Origin of the sequence: Pseudoblastomonas marina (genome assembly GCF_014641655.1) — a bacterium.
Taxonomy (GTDB): Bacteria; Pseudomonadota; Alphaproteobacteria; order Sphingomonadales; family Sphingomonadaceae; genus Alteriqipengyuania_A; species Alteriqipengyuania_A marina.
Map to the genome: position 1 here is coordinate 1,400,630 of NZ_BMID01000001.1, position 18,693 is coordinate 1,419,322.

General features: G+C 66.2%; 17 protein-coding genes. 4 read left to right on the forward strand and 13 right to left on the reverse strand.

Features of this window, described 5'->3' with window-relative positions; all coding sequences use genetic code 11:
- Positions 1 to 34 precede the first annotated feature (34 nt).
- Complete coding sequence (locus IEW49_RS06775; RefSeq protein WP_188641964.1) at positions 35 to 1,426, reverse strand: cryptochrome/photolyase family protein; 1,392 nt, start codon at positions 1,424 to 1,426, stop codon at positions 35 to 37.
- Positions 1,427 to 1,467: 41 nt separating this feature from the next.
- On the opposite strand from IEW49_RS06775, the gene IEW49_RS06780 reads away from it, so the two are divergent.
- Positions 1,468 to 2,235 (forward strand): phosphatase PAP2 family protein, encoded by a 768-nt coding sequence (locus IEW49_RS06780; protein ID WP_188641965.1) that lies wholly within the window; start codon positions 1,468 to 1,470, stop codon positions 2,233 to 2,235.
- Here IEW49_RS06780 and IEW49_RS06785 read toward each other — a convergent pair.
- Genes IEW49_RS06785 through IEW49_RS06800 form a run of 4 tightly spaced genes read right to left on the reverse strand, consistent with a single transcriptional unit; the run spans position 2,210 to position 6,562 of the window.
- The gene (locus tag IEW49_RS06785) at positions 2,210 to 3,181 is read right to left on the reverse strand and encodes a metal-dependent hydrolase (protein WP_188641966.1); all 972 of its coding nucleotides are present in this window, start codon (positions 3,179 to 3,181) and stop codon (positions 2,210 to 2,212) included. The genes IEW49_RS06780 and IEW49_RS06785 overlap by 26 nt on opposite strands.
- Positions 3,182 to 3,199: 18 nt before the next feature.
- The gene (locus IEW49_RS06790) at positions 3,200 to 4,234 is read right to left on the reverse strand and encodes a 2-oxoacid:ferredoxin oxidoreductase subunit beta (RefSeq protein ID WP_188641967.1); all 1,035 of its coding nucleotides are present in this window, start codon (positions 4,232 to 4,234) and stop codon (positions 3,200 to 3,202) included.
- Positions 4,218 to 4,628 carry a hypothetical protein gene (locus tag IEW49_RS06795; RefSeq protein WP_188641968.1) on the reverse strand — a complete coding sequence of 137 codons (411 nt, stop codon included), beginning with the start codon at positions 4,626 to 4,628 and terminating at the stop codon, positions 4,218 to 4,220. The genes IEW49_RS06790 and IEW49_RS06795 overlap by 17 nt, the downstream gene beginning before the upstream one ends.
- Positions 4,628 to 6,562, reverse strand: a complete 1,935-nt coding sequence (locus IEW49_RS06800; protein ID WP_188641969.1) for a 2-oxoacid:acceptor oxidoreductase subunit alpha — start codon at positions 6,560 to 6,562, stop codon at positions 4,628 to 4,630. The genes IEW49_RS06795 and IEW49_RS06800 overlap by 1 nt, the downstream gene beginning before the upstream one ends.
- A 119-nt stretch (positions 6,563 to 6,681) precedes the next feature.
- On the opposite strand from IEW49_RS06800, the gene IEW49_RS06805 reads away from it, so the two are divergent.
- On the forward strand, positions 6,682 to 7,641 hold the full coding sequence (locus tag IEW49_RS06805) for an alpha/beta hydrolase (protein ID WP_229658113.1): 960 nt from the start codon (positions 6,682 to 6,684) through the stop codon (positions 7,639 to 7,641).
- Entirely contained in the window at positions 7,638 to 8,123 is a 486-nt protein-coding gene (locus IEW49_RS06810; RefSeq protein ID WP_188641971.1) for an RNA pyrophosphohydrolase, read from the forward strand. The genes IEW49_RS06805 and IEW49_RS06810 overlap by 4 nt, the downstream gene beginning before the upstream one ends.
- A 46-nt stretch (positions 8,124 to 8,169) precedes the next feature.
- Here the strand turns inward: IEW49_RS06810 and IEW49_RS06815 are convergent, their stop codons facing one another.
- From IEW49_RS06815 to IEW49_RS06840, 6 genes are all read right to left on the reverse strand, one after another.
- A complete protein-coding gene (locus tag IEW49_RS06815; RefSeq protein ID WP_188641972.1) occupies positions 8,170 to 8,697 on the reverse strand; it encodes a hypothetical protein in 528 nt (175 codons plus the stop codon).
- A gap of 1 nt (position 8,698) precedes the next feature.
- Entirely contained in the window at positions 8,699 to 9,196 is a 498-nt protein-coding gene (locus IEW49_RS06820) for a tetratricopeptide repeat protein (protein ID WP_188641973.1), read from the reverse strand.
- A gap of 59 nt (positions 9,197 to 9,255) precedes the next feature.
- Positions 9,256 to 10,434, reverse strand: coding sequence for an RsmB/NOP family class I SAM-dependent RNA methyltransferase (locus tag IEW49_RS06825; protein ID WP_188641974.1), 1,179 nt, complete (start codon positions 10,432 to 10,434; stop codon positions 9,256 to 9,258).
- 3 nt (positions 10,435 to 10,437) lie between these two features.
- On the reverse strand, positions 10,438 to 11,895 hold the full coding sequence (gene guaB / locus IEW49_RS06830; RefSeq protein WP_188643125.1) for an IMP dehydrogenase: 1,458 nt from the start codon (positions 11,893 to 11,895) through the stop codon (positions 10,438 to 10,440).
- A gap of 96 nt (positions 11,896 to 11,991) precedes the next feature.
- Positions 11,992 to 13,455 carry a M20/M25/M40 family metallo-hydrolase gene (locus IEW49_RS06835; RefSeq protein ID WP_188641975.1) on the reverse strand — a complete coding sequence of 488 codons (1,464 nt, stop codon included), beginning with the start codon at positions 13,453 to 13,455 and terminating at the stop codon, positions 11,992 to 11,994.
- Positions 13,456 to 13,469: 14 nt separating this feature from the next.
- Positions 13,470 to 14,225 carry a 3-hydroxybutyrate dehydrogenase gene (locus IEW49_RS06840; RefSeq protein WP_188641976.1) on the reverse strand — a complete coding sequence of 252 codons (756 nt, stop codon included), beginning with the start codon at positions 14,223 to 14,225 and terminating at the stop codon, positions 13,470 to 13,472.
- A gap of 91 nt (positions 14,226 to 14,316) precedes the next feature.
- Between IEW49_RS06840 and ypfJ the strand changes: the two genes are divergently transcribed.
- A complete protein-coding gene (ypfJ, locus tag IEW49_RS06845) occupies positions 14,317 to 15,162 on the forward strand; it encodes a KPN_02809 family neutral zinc metallopeptidase (protein WP_188641977.1) in 846 nt (281 codons plus the stop codon).
- A 39-nt stretch (positions 15,163 to 15,201) separates the two neighbouring features.
- Here the strand turns inward: ypfJ and IEW49_RS06850 are convergent, their stop codons facing one another.
- Positions 15,202 to 17,721: a penicillin-binding protein 1A gene (locus tag IEW49_RS06850; RefSeq protein ID WP_188641978.1), complete on the reverse strand. Its 2,520-nt coding sequence runs from the start codon at positions 17,719 to 17,721 to the stop codon at positions 15,202 to 15,204.
- 62 nt (positions 17,722 to 17,783) lie between these two features.
- Positions 17,784 to 18,659 carry an N-acetylmuramoyl-L-alanine amidase family protein gene (locus IEW49_RS06855; protein WP_188641979.1) on the reverse strand — a complete coding sequence of 292 codons (876 nt, stop codon included), beginning with the start codon at positions 18,657 to 18,659 and terminating at the stop codon, positions 17,784 to 17,786.
- Positions 18,660 to 18,693 lie beyond the last annotated feature (34 nt).

The window sequence follows — 18,693 nt, forward strand, 5'->3', positions numbered from 1 at the left end:
CCCTAGCCGCGCCCCGCGCAGCTAGTCCACCCGCCTATTTGGCGGCGCGATGGGCTTCCAGCGCCCGTTCCCGCGCTTCCTTGTGACCGATCATCTTGGCCGGGTAGTCGCCGCGCTCTTCGTCGGGCGGATCGTGGATCTCCTGGTCACCCAGCTCGGCGAGTTCGGGGACGTATTCGCGGATATAGCCCGCCGCGTCGAACTTCTCGCTCTGGGTCAGCGGGGCCATGATCCGCACGAACATGTTGCTGTCGACCCCGGTGCCGCTGATCCACTGCCAGTTGACGCCATTGTTGCCGTAATCGGCATCGACGAGGCAGTCCCAGTACCACTGCTCGCCATACCGCCAGTCGATCAGCAGGTGTTTGACGAGGAAGCTGGCGCAGATCATCCGCACCCGGTTGTGCATCCAGCCGGTCTGCCACAGCTGGCGCATCCCGGCATCGACGATCGGATAGCCGGTCATGCCCTTCTGCCAACATGCGAGGTCCTCGCGGATCAGGTGCCCGGAATCGGGGTTCCGCCACAGCTTGCGCTCGTCATATTCGCGATAGCTCTCGCGCGCATAATCGGGGAATTGGCAGATCACGTTCTGCGCGTAATCTCGCCAGACGATCTCCTTGAGGAAGGTCTGCCAGCCGTCCGAGCGCAGGTCCTTGAGCCGGTGATAGATTTGTACGGGTGAAATCTCGCCCCAGTGGAGATGCGGTGAGAGGCGCGAGGTGATGTCCTGCGAAGGCAGGTTGCGGCCCTCGTCGTAATCGGCGACCTCGTCGACCCACCATTCGAGCCGCGCGTGGGCGGCATCCTCGCCCACCTCCCAGAAATCGCGCAGGCCGCCCGCCCAGTCGGGCTCGGTCGGGAGCAGGTCGAAATCGTCGAGGTCGTCGCTCTCGGGCCAGCTCTCGGGCGAATGCAGCGTCGCGGGCGCGTCGAGTGCATCGCGCGGCGGCAGACATTCGAGCAGCGAACGGGCGAAGGGCGAATAGATCTTGTAGGGATCGCCCGAACCCGTCGTCACGCTGCCCGGCGGCATCAGGTAATTGCCGTCGTGGAGCACCAACTCGCATTGGTCACCGAGCGCGTCGGCGAGTTCGTCCTCGGCCTCCTTCCACCAGGGTTCGTAATGACGATTGGCGTGGATCGCGCCTGCTCCCATTTCGTCGGCAATCGCGGCGAGCACCTGCGGGGCATCGCCCTGCCGCAAGACGATCCGAGAGCGGCGGCTTCCCAACGACTTGCCGAGGCTTTCGAGCGAATGGTGCAGCCACCAGCGCGAGGCGCCGCCATAGGCATGGTCGCCCGCGCGGTCGTCGTCGAGCACGTAGACCGGGATCACCGGGCCGATTTCGGCGGCGGCATGGAGGGCGGGTTGGTCGACGAGGCGCAGGTCGCGCCGCAGCCAGACGATCTGGGGAGAACTCATGGCGTCGGAACGGGATCACCCCGTTGGCGGTTCCAACGGGCATGGATGAACACAAGAAGGGCGAGGTCACGCCCCACGACCCCACCGTCCCTGCCGATACCATCCGGCTGCCCGAACGCGGCTTCGGGATCGACCGGAAGAAGGCGATCATCGCCGCCGCGATCTGCTGGGCCGGCTGGGCGGTGGTGGTCTACCTCGTCACCAATGGGCTCACCGGCGGCTTCGACCAGTGGGGCCTGATGTCCTACCGCACCGGCGAGGAACTGGGCCCGCGCGGTCCCGAGCTGGTGTTCGAAAGCGTACGCGACGTCACGGCGCTCGGCGGCGTGTTCCTGCGCAATTTGTTCGCCATCGCGGCGGTGGTCGCGCTGCTGTTCCTCAAGCTGCGCCGTGAGGCGGTGATCTATGCGCTGACGGTCGCAAGCGGCTGGCTCGCCAATACCGGCATGAAGCTTCTGGTGGGCCGCGAGCGCCCGCAGATCGTGCCGCATCTGACCGAGGCGGGCGGCGAGAGCTTCCCCAGCGGCCACAGCTTCAGCGCGGCGGTGGTCTATATCGGCATGGCGATCGCCTTTGCCGCGCTCAGCCGCCGCCACTCGGTGCGCTACACGGTGATCGGCTTCGCCATGGTCCTGAGCGCGATGGTTGCGTGGAGCCGCGTGATGCTCGGCGTCCACTTCCCCAGCGACGTCACCGCGGGCTGGCTCGGCGGCGCAGGCTGGGCGTTCCTCGCCGCGGCGCTGTTCTACGCCCCAGCCAAGGCGGCGGCGGACAGCGAGACTGTCAGGAAGATGGATCCGTCGGAATAAGCCTTTCCGACTGAGATTTCGCTAGCAAAACGGAAAAACGACCTCGTGCACTTGGGTGATAGTACCGGGCATCGCGAACAACAATTCGGCCCGACTCATCGCATTCCAGAAACGGAACTCGAGACCAGAAGAGGAAGGCGCTCACTTCGCTGTCGGATGCGGGAACGCTGGCTGTGCCACATTGTGAAGCATCGAACGCAGGTGGTTGCTCCGTAGAACCAAGGACACCGTCGATGATGGTTTGAGAAAGGATGAGCGGCGGTCGCTCGTCTAAGACACCGCTATTGGGAATGATCAACTCGCGCTCCCAGAATGCGAGCGGAACAGGCGAGGCAATCGCCTGATCGAAATTCGCTCCCCTAACATTCTCAGCATGCCAAGTGATTATCGCATTTGTACCGATATAGGCCACTGCAGCGGCCATCGCGACTTGGCCAGCCTTCCGCCAATCCCCACCATGCTTCTCGCGCCGGAGCGACAGCCACAGGCCGATGCCGAGGATCGCCCAGAGCCACACGTCGATGATGAACAGCACGTCGCCGTAGAACCAGCGGCTCGAGAACGGCTCGAGCAGGCGGATACCGTAGACGTTGAGCCAGTCGAGCACCGGGTGGGTAAGGCAGCCGATGAAGGACAGCGCGTAGAGCCAGCCGAAATGCACCGGCAGCCGCCCCTCGGGCCGCTTGCCGCGCCGCGCCTGCCAGCGATCCCAGCCATAGAGCAGCCCCGCCAGCACCAGCGGCAGCAGCACCCAGGCGATGGGCCCATGCGTGATCCCGCGCCGAAAGCCGAGATGCTCGGCGCCCTCGAGCCACAGGAAGCAGGCCGCATCGACATCGGGCAGGTTCGCCCCGATGATGAGCGCGGGCATGGCGAGCCCGGTCTTGCGCTTGAGCCCCGCCTGTCCGATCACCGCGCCGACGAGGCTATGGGTTAGGTTATCCATGCCCCCGCCGGAAACTGCCTACTGCGGATCCTGCGCGGTGCCGTCGACGGTCCAGGTCTGGCCCGAGCCGAGGAGCTTGGCGAGATCGGCCTGCTTGCCTTCGCTGGCGCGCGCGCGGTCTTCGATCACGGCGGTCTCGAAGGTCGGGTGCGGATCGTCGTAGAGCACGCCGAGAGCCATCGGGAACGGGCCGAACGGCATCTCGACCAGCATGTGCGCGATCGAGCGGTTCTTGACGTCGTGGACGATCACGCCCGCCGCTTCCCAGTCACCGTCGGTCACGTCAACCACTTCGAGGCTCAATGTCTCGCGGTTGAGCGTGATGCCCTTCGTGTCGCCCGCGAACAGCATCGGCTTGCCGTCCTCGAGCCAGAGCTGGCGATCCTCGGCGCCCTTGGGGGCGGCGAAATCGTCGAACACGTCCTTGTTGTAGACGATGCAGTTCTGGAAGATCTCGATGAAGGCCGCGCCCTGGTGTGCGTGGGCGGCCTTTAGGACGTCGGGAAGGTGCTTCGATACGTCGAACCCGCGGCCGACGAAGCGCGCGCCCGATCCGAGCGCGAAGGCGGCGGGGCGCGCCGGGTGGTCGTAGCTGCCCAGCGGAGTCGAAGGGCTACGCGTGCCCTCGCGGCTGGTGGGCGAATACTGGCCCTTGGTGAGCCCGTAGATCTCGTTGTTGAACAGCATGATCTGCATGTTCACGTTGCGCCGCAGCACGTGCATCAGGTGGTTGCCGCCGATCGACAGCCCGTCGCCGTCGCCGGTCACCAGCCAGATGTCGAGTTCAGGATTGGCGAGCTTGGCTCCGGTCGCCACCGCCGGCGCGCGGCCGTGGATCGTGTGGAAGCCGTAGGTCTCCATGTAATAGGGAAAGCGGCTCGAACAGCCGATGCCGGAGATGAACACGGTCTTCGCCGGATCGCAGCCGAGCTCGGGCAGCGTGCGCTGCACGGCCTTGAGGATCGCGTAATCCCCGCAGCCCGGACACCAGCGGACCTCCTGGTCGGTGACCCAGTCCTTAAGCGTGGTTTCGATATTAGCTGGGGCGTTCATTTTGCTTTGACTTTCCCATTAGATAGGCATGCAGGAGGACGTGCAGCCCCACACCTGCGTAAACTCCGGAAAAAAACTTCCAGATGTAATCGTCCGATCCACCTAGGAGTGGGGCAACCCAAGGCATCAACCCCAATCCGACAAGGGCGATAATCGTCGAGCGTATTCGTTTTTCTGATTGTTCTTTACCATAGCCGTCGGCGAACATCCGACGAACGATAGGTAGGAGCAGGATCCCCATTATCATGGCAACGACTAGCCCTATCGACATCGCGAGAACCGAACTGTTTTGAGCTTCACCTAGCGAAGCAGCCCACTGCCCGGTCATGTAGAACGGAGCAGCGAGAACCAAGAGCGCGAATAGCAACAACGCGGGAGGAGAAATCCGCGACATCAGTCAGCCTCCGTGCTGGGAAGTTGCTGATCGTTGGCCGGGACCTCGCCGCCTTCGTTCCCCTCGATATCATCGAAGAACTTGCCGATCGCCGCTTCGAGCTCGGCGATCTGGAAGGGCTGGCCGCTGGTCTTGGTGAGCGGAATCGCGTCGATAAGGTACTGGTCGCGCAGCACGGTCTTGAACTGGCCGGTGTTCATCTCGGGCACCAGCACGTGGTCGTAGCCGCGCAGCAGCTCGCCGAGATTGGCGGGGAGCGGCCAGATATGGCGGACGTGAATCTGCGAAACGTCGCAACCCTTGGCGCGCGCGCGGCCCACCGCCTGGTGGATCGGGCCGAAGGTGCTGCCCCAGCCCACCACCGCGAGCTTGCCGCCGGGTTCGCCGAGGCAGACGTCCTGGTCGGGTACGTCGACGCCGAGCACCTTGTCGCGGCGGGCATCGGTCATCCGCTGGTGGTTGTCGGGTGCGTAGTCGATATGACCGGTGCCCTCGGCCTTCTCGATCCCGCCGATGCGGTGCATCAGGCCGGGCGTGCCGGGCTTGATCCACGGCCGCGCGCCGTGCTCGTCGCGAGCGTAGGGGAGCAGTTCCCCCTCCTCTTTTGGGCCCTGCTTCTCGGTGGTGAACTTGGCCGGGAACGGCGTGTAGTCGGCCGGGTTCGGCACTTTCCACGGCTCGGCGGCATTGGCGATATAGCCGTCGGTCAGCAGCATCACCGGGGTCATGTACTTGACCGCGATGCGCACCGCCTCGATCGCGCAATCGAACGCGTCGGACGGGCTGCGCGCGGCCACCACCGGCATCGGCGCATCGCCGTTGCGGCCATAGACCGCCTGGTAGAGATCGCTCTGCTCGGTCTTGGTCGGCAGGCCGGTCGACGGCCCGCCGCGCTGCGAATTGACCACCACCAGCGGCAGCTCGGTCATGATCGCGAGGCCCATCGCCTCGGTCTTGAGCGCGATGCCCGGGCCCGAGGACGAGGTGACGCCGAGGCTCCCCGCCCAGCTCGCGCCGATGGCGGCGCAGATCGCGGCGATCTCGTCTTCGGCCTGAAAGGTCGTGACGCCGAATTCCTTCAGCCGCGCGAGGTGATGGAGGATCGCGGAGGCGGGCGTGATCGGATAGCCGCCGAAGAACATCGGCAGTTCGGCCAGCTGCACGCCTGCGACGAGACCGAGGCTGATCGCCTCCGCGCCCGTCACCGTGCGATAGAGGCCCGGTTCGCTCGGCACCGGCGGCAGTTCGACCTGCTTGAGCGGACCGGCGATCTCGGCGGTCTCGCCATAGGCGTGGCCCGCATCGAGCGCCGCGATATTGGCGTCGGCGATCTCGGGCTTCCTGGCGAACTTCTGCTTGAGCCAGTCGTGGATCGGCTTGCGGTCGCGGTCGAACATCCACAGCGCGAGGCCGAGGGTCCACATGTTCTTCGAGCGCAGCGCATCCTTGTTGCCGAGGCCGAACGGCGCGACCGCCTCGATCGTGCGCGCCGAGATGTCGAAGGCCAGCAGGTCGTATTTGGCCAGGCTGCCGTCTTCGAGCGGATTGGTCTCGTATTCGGCCTTCTGGAGGTTGCGCTTGGTGAAGGCGCCGGTGTCGGCGATAATCAGACCGCCGGGCTTCAATGACTTCAGGTTCACCTTCAGCGCGGCCGGGTTCATCGCCACCAGCACGTCGGGCGCGTCCCCCGCGGTATTGATCTCGCGGCTGCCGAAATTGATCTGGAACGCCGAGACGCCGAACAGCGTGCCCTGCGGCGCGCGGATTTCCGCCGGGAAATCGGGGAAGGTCGCGAGGTCGTTGCCCGCCAGCGCGGTCGAGAGCGTGAACTGCCCGCCGGTCAATTGCATCCCGTCGCCGGAGTCGCCGGCAAAGCGGACGACGATGGCGTCGGGAGCTGCGGGAGCGTCGGAATTGTGTACTGCGGTGGCCATGAATGTCCCGTTGGTTGGCCAGCCCCTATGCTCCCGACTGGCGGCGCGGACAACCCTGCTTTCCTCCTCCGGAACACCGCGTTAAGCGAGCGGTTGAAAGCCTCGACAGGAGAATTTGCGTGACCGATACCGAACACTACGTACGCGACGACGTCGCCGGCTTCCTCGCCATGCTCGAACAGATGGGCCGACCGGGGGTCGAGGAACTGCCGGTCGAGCAAGGGCGCGCGGGGATGCGCGCGCTGGGCGCGATCGCCGAGGCCGAGCCGCGCGCGCTCGCGGTGATCCGCGACCTCACCTGCCCCGGCCCCGAAGGCGAGATCCCGCTGCGCTTCTACGATACGCAGGAAGAGCGCGCGCCCGGCCCGGTGGTGGTGTTCCTCCACGGCGGCGGCCACGTGATCGGCGATCTCGAAGTCTATCACTCGCTCTGCACCGAGATCTGCGCCACGCTCGACCTGCCGGTGATGTCGGTCGACTATCGCCTCGCGCCCGAGCATCCCTTCCCCGCCGCGCCCGACGATTGCGAGGCGGCGGCGCGCTGGATCGCGACTTCTCCGGAGGAACTGGGCCGGGAATTCACCGGGCTGGTCATCACCGGCGACAGCGCGGGCGGCAACCTCACCATCGTCACCACCCATGCACTCGGCGTCGAGCCGGCCGAGGTGCCGGTGGTGCTGCAGGCGCCGATCTACCCGATCGCGGGCGATATCTCGCAGACGGCGAGCTTCCGCGATTTCGCCGAAGGATTCCTCCTCACCGGCGCGGCAATGAAATGGTTCAGCGACCAGTATCGCGGCGATCCGCTCAGCCACCGCATGTTCCCGCTGCTCGAGGAGGCGGAAAACGTGCCGCCCACCGTTGTGATCACCGCCGGGCTCGATCCGCTGCGCGATTCGGGGCGCGAATACGCCCAGCACCTGATCGAACGCGGGGTCGATACGACCTATCTTGAGGCGCAAGGCAACATCCACGGCTTCGCCACGCTTCGAAAGGCGATGCCCAGCGCGCAGAACGACGTCGGCGCGCTGCTCGACGCGATGCACCTGCTGCTGCGCCGCCACGGACACGTCGCATGAGCACCGCCAACAAGGACGCGACGCAGTATCGCCCCTGCGTGGGCGTGATGCTCATCAACGGCCACGGCCAGGCCTTCGTCGGCAAGCGGATCGACACCAAGGAGGGCGACTGGTGGCAGATGCCGCAGGGCGGCGTCGACGAGGGCGAGGACCTGCGCGAGGCCGCCTATCGCGAACTGCACGAGGAAACCGGCGTCCGGCGCGAGCATGTCGAGTTCGTCGCCGAGACCGAAAACGAGCTGTTCTACGACCTCCCGCCCGAACTTCACGGCAAGCTATGGGGTGGCAAGTATCGGGGCCAGCGCCAGACATGGTACTGCGCGCGCTTCCTCGGCACCGACGAGGACATCGACCTCGAGGCGCATTCGCATCCCGAATTTTCCGAATGGCGCTGGGTCGAGCGGGCCTCGCTGCCCGAGCTGATCATCCCGTTCAAGAAGCCCGTCTATCGCACCGTGGTCGAGGAATTTCGCGACATCTGAGAAAGACCTATACTGCGTTCGGCATCACTATCATTTGCGGCTGGTCTCAGGTGACGTGCATGACCTCGTTGTAAACGTTCCCTTCCTTCCCGCCGAGATACTCGATTTCCAGCGGGTTCCCGACCGCGCTCCCCTGCGGCCTGAGAAAACGGACGAGAAACAGGTGGCGCGTGCGGACTAGGCCGCAGCTTGATATTACGCCCGGTTGGCTTTCCTCGTTGATCGCAACGAAAATATCGTTGTCGACCAGAGTGATAGAAACGAATTCTCGCCTGATCTCCGGATCTAAAAACAATTGACCGAATAGCGCCTTTCCGTGTGAGACATCTCGTGAAAAACGGATTTCCTTACCCTGGGAAGGATCGAAACTCCGGAATTCAGCGGGCGGTCCGTAGTCCGAGAGAAAAGCGGCTTCGTCACGCCGCCACCAGGCTTGAAACATGCGGCGAACGAGGCCGATCCGCCCACCACTGATTCCAGGTTGCGGACCATTGGTCATGCACGCTGCTGCGGGGTTCGCGGACAACGCAAATGGCGCCACCGCAAGCGAAACAATTGCAGAGCGGCGCTTCAACTCAATTCTCGCTGGTGCGCTCGTCGACCGGGACCGAAGCCATCTGCGGCGCGCTCTCGCGTTCGACGATCAGCGCCGACAGCTGCACCGCCGCGGCGCAATTGCCGCAGATCGCCTCGGCGCGGGCAAGGCTGTCGCGGGCGCGGTCGAAGGCCCCCTTCTCGGCCAGCGCCATGCCTTCGCCCGCCAGCGCGGTGACATTGCGCGGCTCGGCGTCGAGCACCACGCGGTAATATCGGATCGCCTTGCCCGGCAGGCCCTTGGCGCGCATCGCCTCGGCTAGCGAGAGATAGGCTTCGAGATTGCCCGGCTGGATCGCCAGCGCCGCCTCGAACGCATCGACCGCCGGTACGATCTCGCCTGCGGCCAGCGCCGCGCGGCCATCCTCGACGAAGGCCTGCGCGCGCGGATCGGGCTCGGCACGTTGCGCGGCGATCAGCGAGCTGGCGGTCAGCGCGAAGGCGGTCGAAAGCGCGAGGGCGGCGGGGGTAAAGCGCATGATCTGCTCCCAAAGGGTGTGCGTGAGGCGAGACGGCTCGTCCATTTGCCCGCTTGCTATCACGGCGAAACAAAACCTGCGATGAAAAAGCCGTCGGTTCCATCGTGATAGGGCGTCAGCCGCCGCCCGACGCCGCGCGCGCGCCCGGAAGGCAGGTCGATCGGCTGGGCGCTCCAGTCCTGATGGCGCGCAAGGAAGGCCGCAGCACGATCGGCGCCCTCCTCGTCGAGCAGCGAGCATGTCACGAAATGCAGCTTCCCGCCCGGGCGCACCAGCCTTGCCGCGAGGTCGAGCAGCATGTCCTGCGTGGCGGAAAAGGCGGCGAGCCGTTCGGGGGTCAGGCGCCAGCGCGCCTCGGGCTTGCGCCGCCAGGTGCCGGTGCCGCTGCACGGCGCGTCGACGAAGACGTGGTCGACCTGGCCGGCGATGTCGGACAGCGCTTCGAGCTCCTTCTTCGGATCGAGCAGCCGGGTCTCGATCATGGTCGCCCCCGCCCGCTCGGCGCGAGGCGCGAGCCGTGACAGGCGCGTGCGATCGATATCGCTGGCGACGATGCGGCCGGCATTCTTCATGATCGCGGCAAGGTGCAGGCTCTTGCCGCCAGCCCCGGCGCACAGGTCGAGCACCGTCTCGCCCTGCTCGACGCCGGCGGCGATACAGGCAAGCTGCGAGCCGGTATCCTGGACCTCGACCAACCCGTCGCGCCAGGCCGCATCCTGCTCGATCGGCGAACCCGGAGGGAGCCGCAGGCCCTGGGGCGCGTCGGTTTCGACCGCTTCGAAGGGAAGCTGGATCGATGCGCGCGAGGCCTTGAGAGCATTGACGCGCAGGTCGAGCGGAGCGCGTTCGAGCAGGGCATCGGCTTCGGGTCCGGCGATTTCGGATGCTGCGAGCCGCGCGACCAGCCAGTCGGGCGCGACCCCGCATTTCGCCGCGCCCTCGCCCTTGGCGATCGGCGCGGGGCCGTAATCCGAACCGTCGAACAGGTCCTCCGGGAGCAAACCGCTTTCGACCAGTCGCAGCATCGCCGCGCGTCCGCTTTCGGGCACCGGTCCGCAGGCGCGGATCGCGTCGTAGACGAGATCTCGGATCGCGCGGCGGTCCTTCGATCCGGCGAAACGGTGGCCCCGAAACCACTCGGCCAGGATGCGATCGGCGGGCGGGCCGCCAGTGGCAGCCGCCTCGATCACATTGTCGAGGATTTCGATCGCCGACTGGACCCGGGCGGCGGGCCTCATGGCTCAGCGCGTCGGGTAATTGGGGGCTTCGCGGGTGATCGCGACGTCGTGGACGTGGCTTTCGGCGAGTCCGGCATTGGTGATGCGGACGAACTGCGCCTTGTCGTGCAGTTCGGGGATCGTGCCGCAGCCGGTATAGCCCATCGCCGCCTTCACCCCGCCGACCAGCTGGTGGACGACTTCGCCCGCCGGGCCCTTGTAGGGGACCTGGCCCTCGATCCCCTCGGGGACGAGCTTGAGCGCGTCGGAGACGTCCTGCTGGAAATAGCGGTCGGCGCTGCCGCGCGCCATCGCACCGACGCTGCCCATGCCGCGATAGGCCTTGTAGCGACGCCCCTGGTAGAGGAACGTCTCGCCCGGTGCCTCGGCGGTCCCGGCGAGAAGCGAGCCGACCATCACGGTCGATGCGCCCGCCGCCAGCGCCTTGGCCGCGTCGCCGCTGGTCCTGAGGCCGCCATCGGCGATCACCGGCACATTGGCCTCGGCCGCCGCTTCGGCGCTGTCCATCACCGCGGTCAGCTGCGGCACGCCGACACCCGCGACCACGCGGGTGGTGCAGATCGAGCCCGGGCCGATGCCAACCTTGACCGCGTCCGCCCCGGCATCGATCAACGCCTTGGTAGCCTCGGCGGTGGCGACGTTGCCGGCGATGATCTGGACCGAATTGGAGAGCTTCTTGACCCGCTCGACCGCGCGCGAGACCTCCTTGTTGTGGCCGTGCGCGGTGTCGATCACGATCACGTCGACTTCGGCGTCGATCAGCATTTCGCTGCGCTCGAAGCCCTTGTCGCCGACGGTGGTCGCGGCGGCGACCCGCAGGCGGCCGTTCGAATCCTTCGTTGCGTCGGGATAGGTGACCGCCTTCTCAATGTCCTTGACCGTGATCAGCCCGACGCAGTGCTCGGCCTCGTCGACCACGAGCAGCTTCTCGATCCTGCGCTGGTGGAGCTGGCGGCGCGCCTCTTCCTGGCTGACCCCGACCTTGACCGTGGCGAGGTTCTCGCTGGTCATCAGTTCGCGGACCGGCTGGCGCGGATTGTCGGCAAAGCGGACGTCGCGATTGGTCAGGATGCCGACGAGCTTGCCGCGCTTGTCGACCACCGGGATACCGCTGATCTTGTGCTGCGTCATCAGCGCCTGTGCCTCGCCCAGCGGGGCGTCGGGCAGGATCGTGATCGGGTTCACCACCATGCCGCTTTCATAGCGCTTGACCGCGCGCACCGCGGCGGCCTGTTCCTCGTTGGTGAGGTTGCGGTGGAGCACGCCGATACCGCCCAATTGCGCCATGACGATCGCCATGTCGGCCTCGGTCACGGTGTCCATCGCGGAGGATACGACCGGGATGTTGAGCGAGATTTCTCGGGTCAGGCGGGTGCGCGTATCGGCCTGGCTCGGCAACACCGAGCTTTCCGCCGGGCGCAGCAGCACGTCGTCGAAAGTCAGTCCGAGCGGTATTTCAATGGCCACGCGTAATTCCTCTAGCGGCAGATTCGTGGCGGCCCATGTAACCGCACCGGGAACCTGCCGCTAGGGGCGAAGCCGGAAAACTTCGAGAGATTATTCGCCCGCGCCGTCCTCGAACGCCCAACCCTCGGGCTTCGAATAGAGCGCTTCGGTGGCCCAGTGGCGCATCAGCGCGACATAGACCGGCACGTCCTCCGCCGCGCCGCCGAGTTCGAAACCTTCCCAGATTTCGTCGTTGGCGCGGTGATAGCGGGTCGACATGAAGGCATCGAGGATGTCCTTGTCGCCGAACGAACTGCTGACCAGCACCGAGGGCACGCCCCGGTTCATGAGTGCCCAGCCATCCTGGCGGCGGACGTAGAGGTCCGATTCCTCGCCGACTTCGACCGTGCGGCCGAGCGATGCTGCGACACCCTCGATCGAAGCGTCGAGCGGGGTCCGCTTCCAGCCGATCACCGTGAGCGGCTTGCCCTCGGGCGCGATCGAAATCATGTCGATATTGAGCGCGGCATGGATCTGCGCGAGCGGGACCGGCGGGTTCTCAGCGAAATAGCGCGCGCCCAGCAGGCCCATCTCCTCGGCGGTGGTGCCGAGGATATAGACGTCGCGTTCGAGCTGCGGGCCCTGCGCGAGCCGGCGCGCGGTCTCGAGCATCGCGGCGATGCCCGAGGCATTGTCCGCCGCGCCGTTGCAGATCCGGTCCTCGTCGTCGGGCGCGCCGCATTCGCCGGTGTGGTCCCAATGCGCCAGCATCACGATCGCGCCAGCCTCGGGCCGCGAGCCCGGCAGCTTGCCGATCACGTTGGAGGAGGTGAAGTCACGACCGGTGGCGGTGTAGGTACCCGATACCTTGCCGCTGAGCTCGCCGCCCAGCGCCGTCTTCAGCTTCTCGGCGGCTTCCGGACCGACGACGATGAAGTTGGGACCGCCGGCATCGTCACCGGCCTGCTTAAGGCTGACACGCTCGCGCGTCGCGCCGGGACGAAACTGCTCGACCATCGCCGCGGGCGCGAGAATGATCGCACCGCGCGCGCCTTCGGCCACGGCGGTCTGCGCCAGCGAACGCGCCAGCGAGAAATCGTTGAAGACGAGCAGCTTGCCGTCGACGCCTTCGTCGACATCGTCGGCGCTGGCGACGGTCACCAGTTCGACATCCGCGAAATCGGTATTGCCCTGAAGCGCGAGCAGGTCGTTGCTCGTGATCTCGGTCCCCGCCGCGGTCACGGTGAGCTTGGGCGCCATCGCCGCGGTGAACGGTACTTCCTGTTCGAAGCTGCCGTTCCAGCCCGGCTCGAAGCCGTATTCCTTGAGCTTCTCGACCTGGTAGGCGACTGTCATACGACCGCCTTCGGTGCCGGGCTTGCGGCCCAGGTAGTCGTCGCTGGCGAGGATGCGGATGTGATCGAGCAGGATCGTCTCGGTGTCGGCCTGCGAGGGGACGTCCACCGCGCCGGCGTCGATCGGCATGGTGGTTTCCTGCGCGGGTTCGGCCTGGAACGCGACGGCGGGTTGCGCGAGCGCCAGCAGCGGCAGGGCAAGGATTGCAAGCTTCTTCATCGTGGTCAGTCCCTTCACTGGGCGGTCCAGCCGCCATCGATACTCCAGTTCGCGCCGGTGACGTTGCCCGCTTCCTCGCGGCACAGGAACGCGGCGAGCGCCCCCACTTCCTCCGGCTGCACGAAACGCTTGGTCGGCTGCTTGGCGAGCAGCACGTCGTTGATCACTTCGTCGCGCGAGAGGTTACGGGCCTTCATCGTGTCGGGGATCTGGTTTTCGACGAGCGGCGTCCAGACATAGCCGGGCGAAATGCAATTGGCGGTCACGCCGCTCTGCGCGAGCTCGAGCGCGACCGTCTTGGTCAGCCCGTCGAGCCCGTGCTTGGCGGCGTTGTAGGCGGTCTTGAACGGCGATGCGGTCTTCGAATGCGCGCTCGCGGTGTTGATGATGCGTCCCCACCCCTGCTGCTTCATGTGCGGTACGGCGAGCCGGATGGTGTGGAAACAGGCGGTCAGGTTGAGCGCGATCACCTTGTCCCATTTCTCGACCGGGAATTCCTCGACCGGAGAGACGTGCTGCATTCCGGCATTGTTGACGAGGATATCGACCGGGCCGTGCTCCTCCATCATCGCCGCGATCGCGTCGGGATCGGTCAGGTCGGCGCCCGAATGGACGGCATCGAGCTCGTCGACGAGTCTTGCGATCTCGCCTTCATCGCCAAAGCCATTGAGCACGATCTGCGCCCCCTCGGCCCGCAGGGCGCGGGCCACGGCGAGGCCGATGCCGGATGTCGATCCGGTGATGAGTGCGCGTCGTCCTTCGAGAAACATTATCGTCCCTTGGCTGTTGTGAGTCGAAACGGTCCATCGCGCTTGGCGCGCGCGCTGTCCACAACAAGGGCCGGATGCAGGGGAGAAAATCATGCGGCTCAACCCGTTCGACACCAGCAAGATCGACGTGCGCGGAGGCGGCGGCGGCGCGGGCGGCAAGCTCGGCTGCGGCGCGATCGTGATCGCGATTCTGGGCGCGGTCTTCTTCGGGCTCGACCCGATGACGACGCTCTCGACGATCGGCTCGGTGCAGGAATCCACCGGGAGCAGCCAATCGGATGTAAGCGAAGAGGAATTGTGCAGCCAGAATACCTATTCGCGCGAGGCGTGCAGCGCGCTGCAATCGCTCAATGAGACCTGGGCTCCCGAGTTCCGCGAGGCCGGTATCGAATTCCGGCAACCCTCGCTGACCTTCTATTCGGGCGGCGTACGTTCCGGCTGCGGCGCGGCGAGCAGCGCGGTTGGTCCGTTCTACTGCCCGGCGGACCTCGGCATCTACATCGACACCAGTTTCTACGACCAGCTCGCGCAGATGTCGGGCGAACAGGGCGATTTCGCGCGGCTCTACGTGATGGCGCACGAATACGGCCACCACATCCAGAACCTCACCGGCCTCGCGAGCCAGATTCGCAGCGCCCAGCAGCAGGATCCGCGGCGGGCGAACGATTTGCAGGTGCGGATGGAATTGCAGGCCGATTGCTATGCCGGCGTGTGGGCAGCGAAGAACCGCGGCGCGATCGAGGAAGGCGACCTTGAGGAAGGCATGAACGCCGCCGCCTCGATCGGCGACGATGCGATCATGGAGCGGTCGGGCCGCGGGGTGAACCCCGAAGCCTTCACCCACGGGACCAGCGCCCAGCGCATGCAATGGTTGCGTCGCGGTTTCAGCACCGAGGACGAAGACCAGTGCGATACCATCGCGGATCTGCGGGTGTGAGTTGAGGTTGCGGGCGCGCTGAAGTCTCGTGCCCACCTATCAATAAATCCCGCCCTGCTCCTCGGCGAAATCTTCCTCGATCACCTGCTCCTCGGCAGGCGCAGTGCGGCGCGGGCTGGGATTGCGGATCGCGCGGACCGCGGCGATGATCGCCTGGCGGCGGCTGTCGAACAGGTCGGCATCGGCGCGGCGCGGCGGCTCGGTATCGGCCTTGAAGGCTTCCCAGATCACCTGCGCGCGGCGGTCCTCGCCCGGCGTGCCGGCAAAGACGCGCTTGCCCGACAGGCGATCGATCCGGATCATGCGGATGTCGGACGGCGCGACGAACGGCTCGGTGCCCCAGCGATCCTTGGTTTCCTCGATCAGCTGCCGCACGATCGGCGCGGCATAGGTCCCGCCCTGGACGTATCCGCCCAGATCGCGCGGATTGTCGTAACCGATATAGACCCCGGCCACGAGTTGCTGCGATCCGCCTACGAACCACACGTCGGTCGGCCCGTTGGTGGTCCCGGTCTTGCCGAACAGCGGGATATCGAGGCTCGCGAGCGTCAGCGCGGTGCCGCGCTGGACCACGCCGCGCAGCATGTGGGTGGTCTGGAACGCGGTGCCCGGGTCCATCACCTGCTTCCCGCGCGGGGCGAAGCGCGGCATCGGCTTGCCGTCCCATTCGGCCATGTTGCAACCGTCACAGCGGCGCTTGTCCGCGCGCCAGATGACCTTGCCGGTACGATCCTGAACGTAGTCGATCGGGCTCGCTTCGTACTGGACGCCGTTATTGGCGAGCGCCGAATAGGCGTTGACCATGCGGGCCACGGTGGTCTCGCCCGCGCCGAGCGCGAAGGAATAATAGGGGTCGTAATCGCCGATCCCCATTCGCTTGAACGTGCCGGTGACGTTTTCCATGCCGACCGCGTCGGCGATGTGGATGGTCATCAGGTTGCGCGACTGTTCGAGCCCCCAGCGCATCGTGTGCGTGCCGCCACCCGAACGGCTGAAGTTGCGGAAGCATTTCTCGCCCAGCTGCGCGCCCTGCCAGACGCAGAAGGCCTTGTCGTCGACCATGCTGGCGGGCGTCATCCCGCGATCGAGCGCGGTGGCGTAGACGAACGGCTTGATCGTGGAACCCGGCTGGCGTTCGGCCTGGGTCGCGCGGTTGAACGAGCCGAGCCGCGCGTCGAACCCGCCCTGCATCGCGATGATGCGCCCCGTCTGCGGCTGCTGGACCAACAAGCCGCCCGAGATCGCGGGGACGTATTCGAGGCGGAAACTGGTTTCGCCCTGCTTCGTCGCGGCGACGACATCGCCCGGCTTGAGGCTGGAGGGCGCGCGCGACAGTGAACCTTCGTCGCCATTGGTGAAGGCGATGCGCGGCGCGCTGCCGCCCTCGGTGATGACGCCGACGCGCCAGTCCTGGTAATTGATCCCGAGATTCGACGAAGCGAGCTGGCTGGCGAGATCGCCATTGTCGGGATTGAGCGTCGCGATCGGCCCGGCGAAGCCCCGCCCGCCGTGATAACGCAACAGCCCACGGCGCAGCGCATCGCGGGCGGCGTCCTGGACCTCGCGATCGAGCGCGGTGCGAACCCACAGCCCGCCGGCATAGACGCTGTTGGGCCCGTCCTCGGCCTGTTCGCCGTATTCCTCGATCAGGATGCGGCGGACTTCCTCGAGATAGTAACCGGCATCGGCGCGCTGGATGTTGGTGCTCCCGCGCACCAGGCCGAGCGGCTGGGCCTTGGCGGCGGCGATTTCTTCGCGCGTCGCCCAGCCATTGCGCTCCATCCGGTTGAGGACGGTCGCGCGCCGCTGCAGCGCGAGGTCTTCATAGCGCGCGCGACCATAGCGTTCGGGCGCCTTGGGAAGAATCGCGAGGAATGCCGCCTCGTGTAGCTCGAGTTCGTCGAGGTCCTTGCCGAAATAGGCGCGGCTCGCCGCCTGCACCCCGAAGCTGCGGCGGCCGAGCGGAATCTCGTTGAGATAAAGTTCGAGGATTTCCTGCTTGGTCAGAACTTCCTCGATCCGCTGCGCGAGCACCATCTCGCGCAATTTGCGCGTCACCGAATATTCGTCGCCGAGGAGGATGTTCTTGGCGACCTGCTGGGTGATCGTCGACCCCCCGACCGCGCGCTGGCCCGAGCCCGCCTTGGTCGCGTAGTCGAGCACGGCGTTGAGCGTACCGGTAATGTCGACCCCGCCATGGCTCCAGAACGTCTCGTCCTCGGCCGCGAGGAAAGCGTTTATCACCGGCTCGGGAAAATCGCCGAACTGCAACTGTACGCGCCGGTCGCGAGCGTAGGAGTGGACGACCTCGCCATCGATCCCGCGGACCATGGTGGGCAGCTGCGGCTGATAGGTCACCAGCGTCTTCGCATCGGGCAGGTTGCGCATGAGCGCGACCCACAGGGCGAGCGCGAGGATCAGCAGGCCGAGCCCGATTCGGGTCAACCAGCGAAACCGGCGGCTCGTCGCCCATTGTTCGCGAAAGCCCTGCCACAGCACGCCCGGGTCGCGGGTCGCGCGGTATCTGAGATAGGCGAGGAAAGGCTGCGTCTCTTCCATTGCGATCTCGCTTTAGCGCCGCGGCGCTGCAGCGCAAATGAATGTCGCCGAACCGTGAGCGGTCAAAGCGCGGCCTGGCGCGCGAAGTAGATCCGGATCGTGCGCGCGAGCAAATCGGCGATCGCGCGCTGTCCCTCTCCCGTCGCCAGACGCGCGGCGTCCGCTTCGTTGGAGATGTACCCGGCTTCAAACAGGAGCGAGGGCAGGTCGGGCGAGCGCAATACGGTAAAATTGGCCGACTGGACCGGCCTCCCGCGCAACGGCACGTCACCCGCTTCGCGCACGATCAGCTCGGCGAGTTCGCGACTACGGGCCTCGGTTTCGCGCTGCGACAGGTCGACGAGGATCGCGTTGATCGAATCCTCCTGCTCGGACAATTGCACGCCATTGACCGTCACGCTGCGGTTCTCGCGCTCGGCGAACGCCTCGGCCTGCGCCGAAGATCCTTCCTCGGACAACAGATAGGCGGTCGCCCCGGTGGCAGCGTCGTTTTCGGCGGCGTCGGCATGGATCGAGACGAACAGGTCGGCGCCAAGTCGCCGCGCGATATTGGCGCGCTCCTCGAGCACGAGGAAACTGTCGTCGTCGCGGGTCATGGCAACGCGGATCCCGCCTTCGGCCAGCAACCGGTCGCGGACCGCGAGCGCGATCGCCAGCGTTACGTCCTTCTCGCGCAGGTCGTTGCCCACCGCTCCTGGATCGCCTGCCCCGTGACCGGCGTCGATCACCACCAGCGGGCGCGAGGAATCCTGCGGCCCCTGCACCGGCGGGAGCCCGATTTCGCCGCCCGCATCTGGCAATTGCAGGCGCACGACGTATTCGCCCGCGGGCTCGGCCGTGCGCACGCCCGCACTGCCGCGCATTACGAGCGCCGCCACGCCCGCCAGCAGGCCGAGCGGGATCGCGATGATGAGAGCGAGGAGGACCCGGCGCGTCATGGTGCGCCCAGCCTTAGCGGCTTGGCGGAGCCGC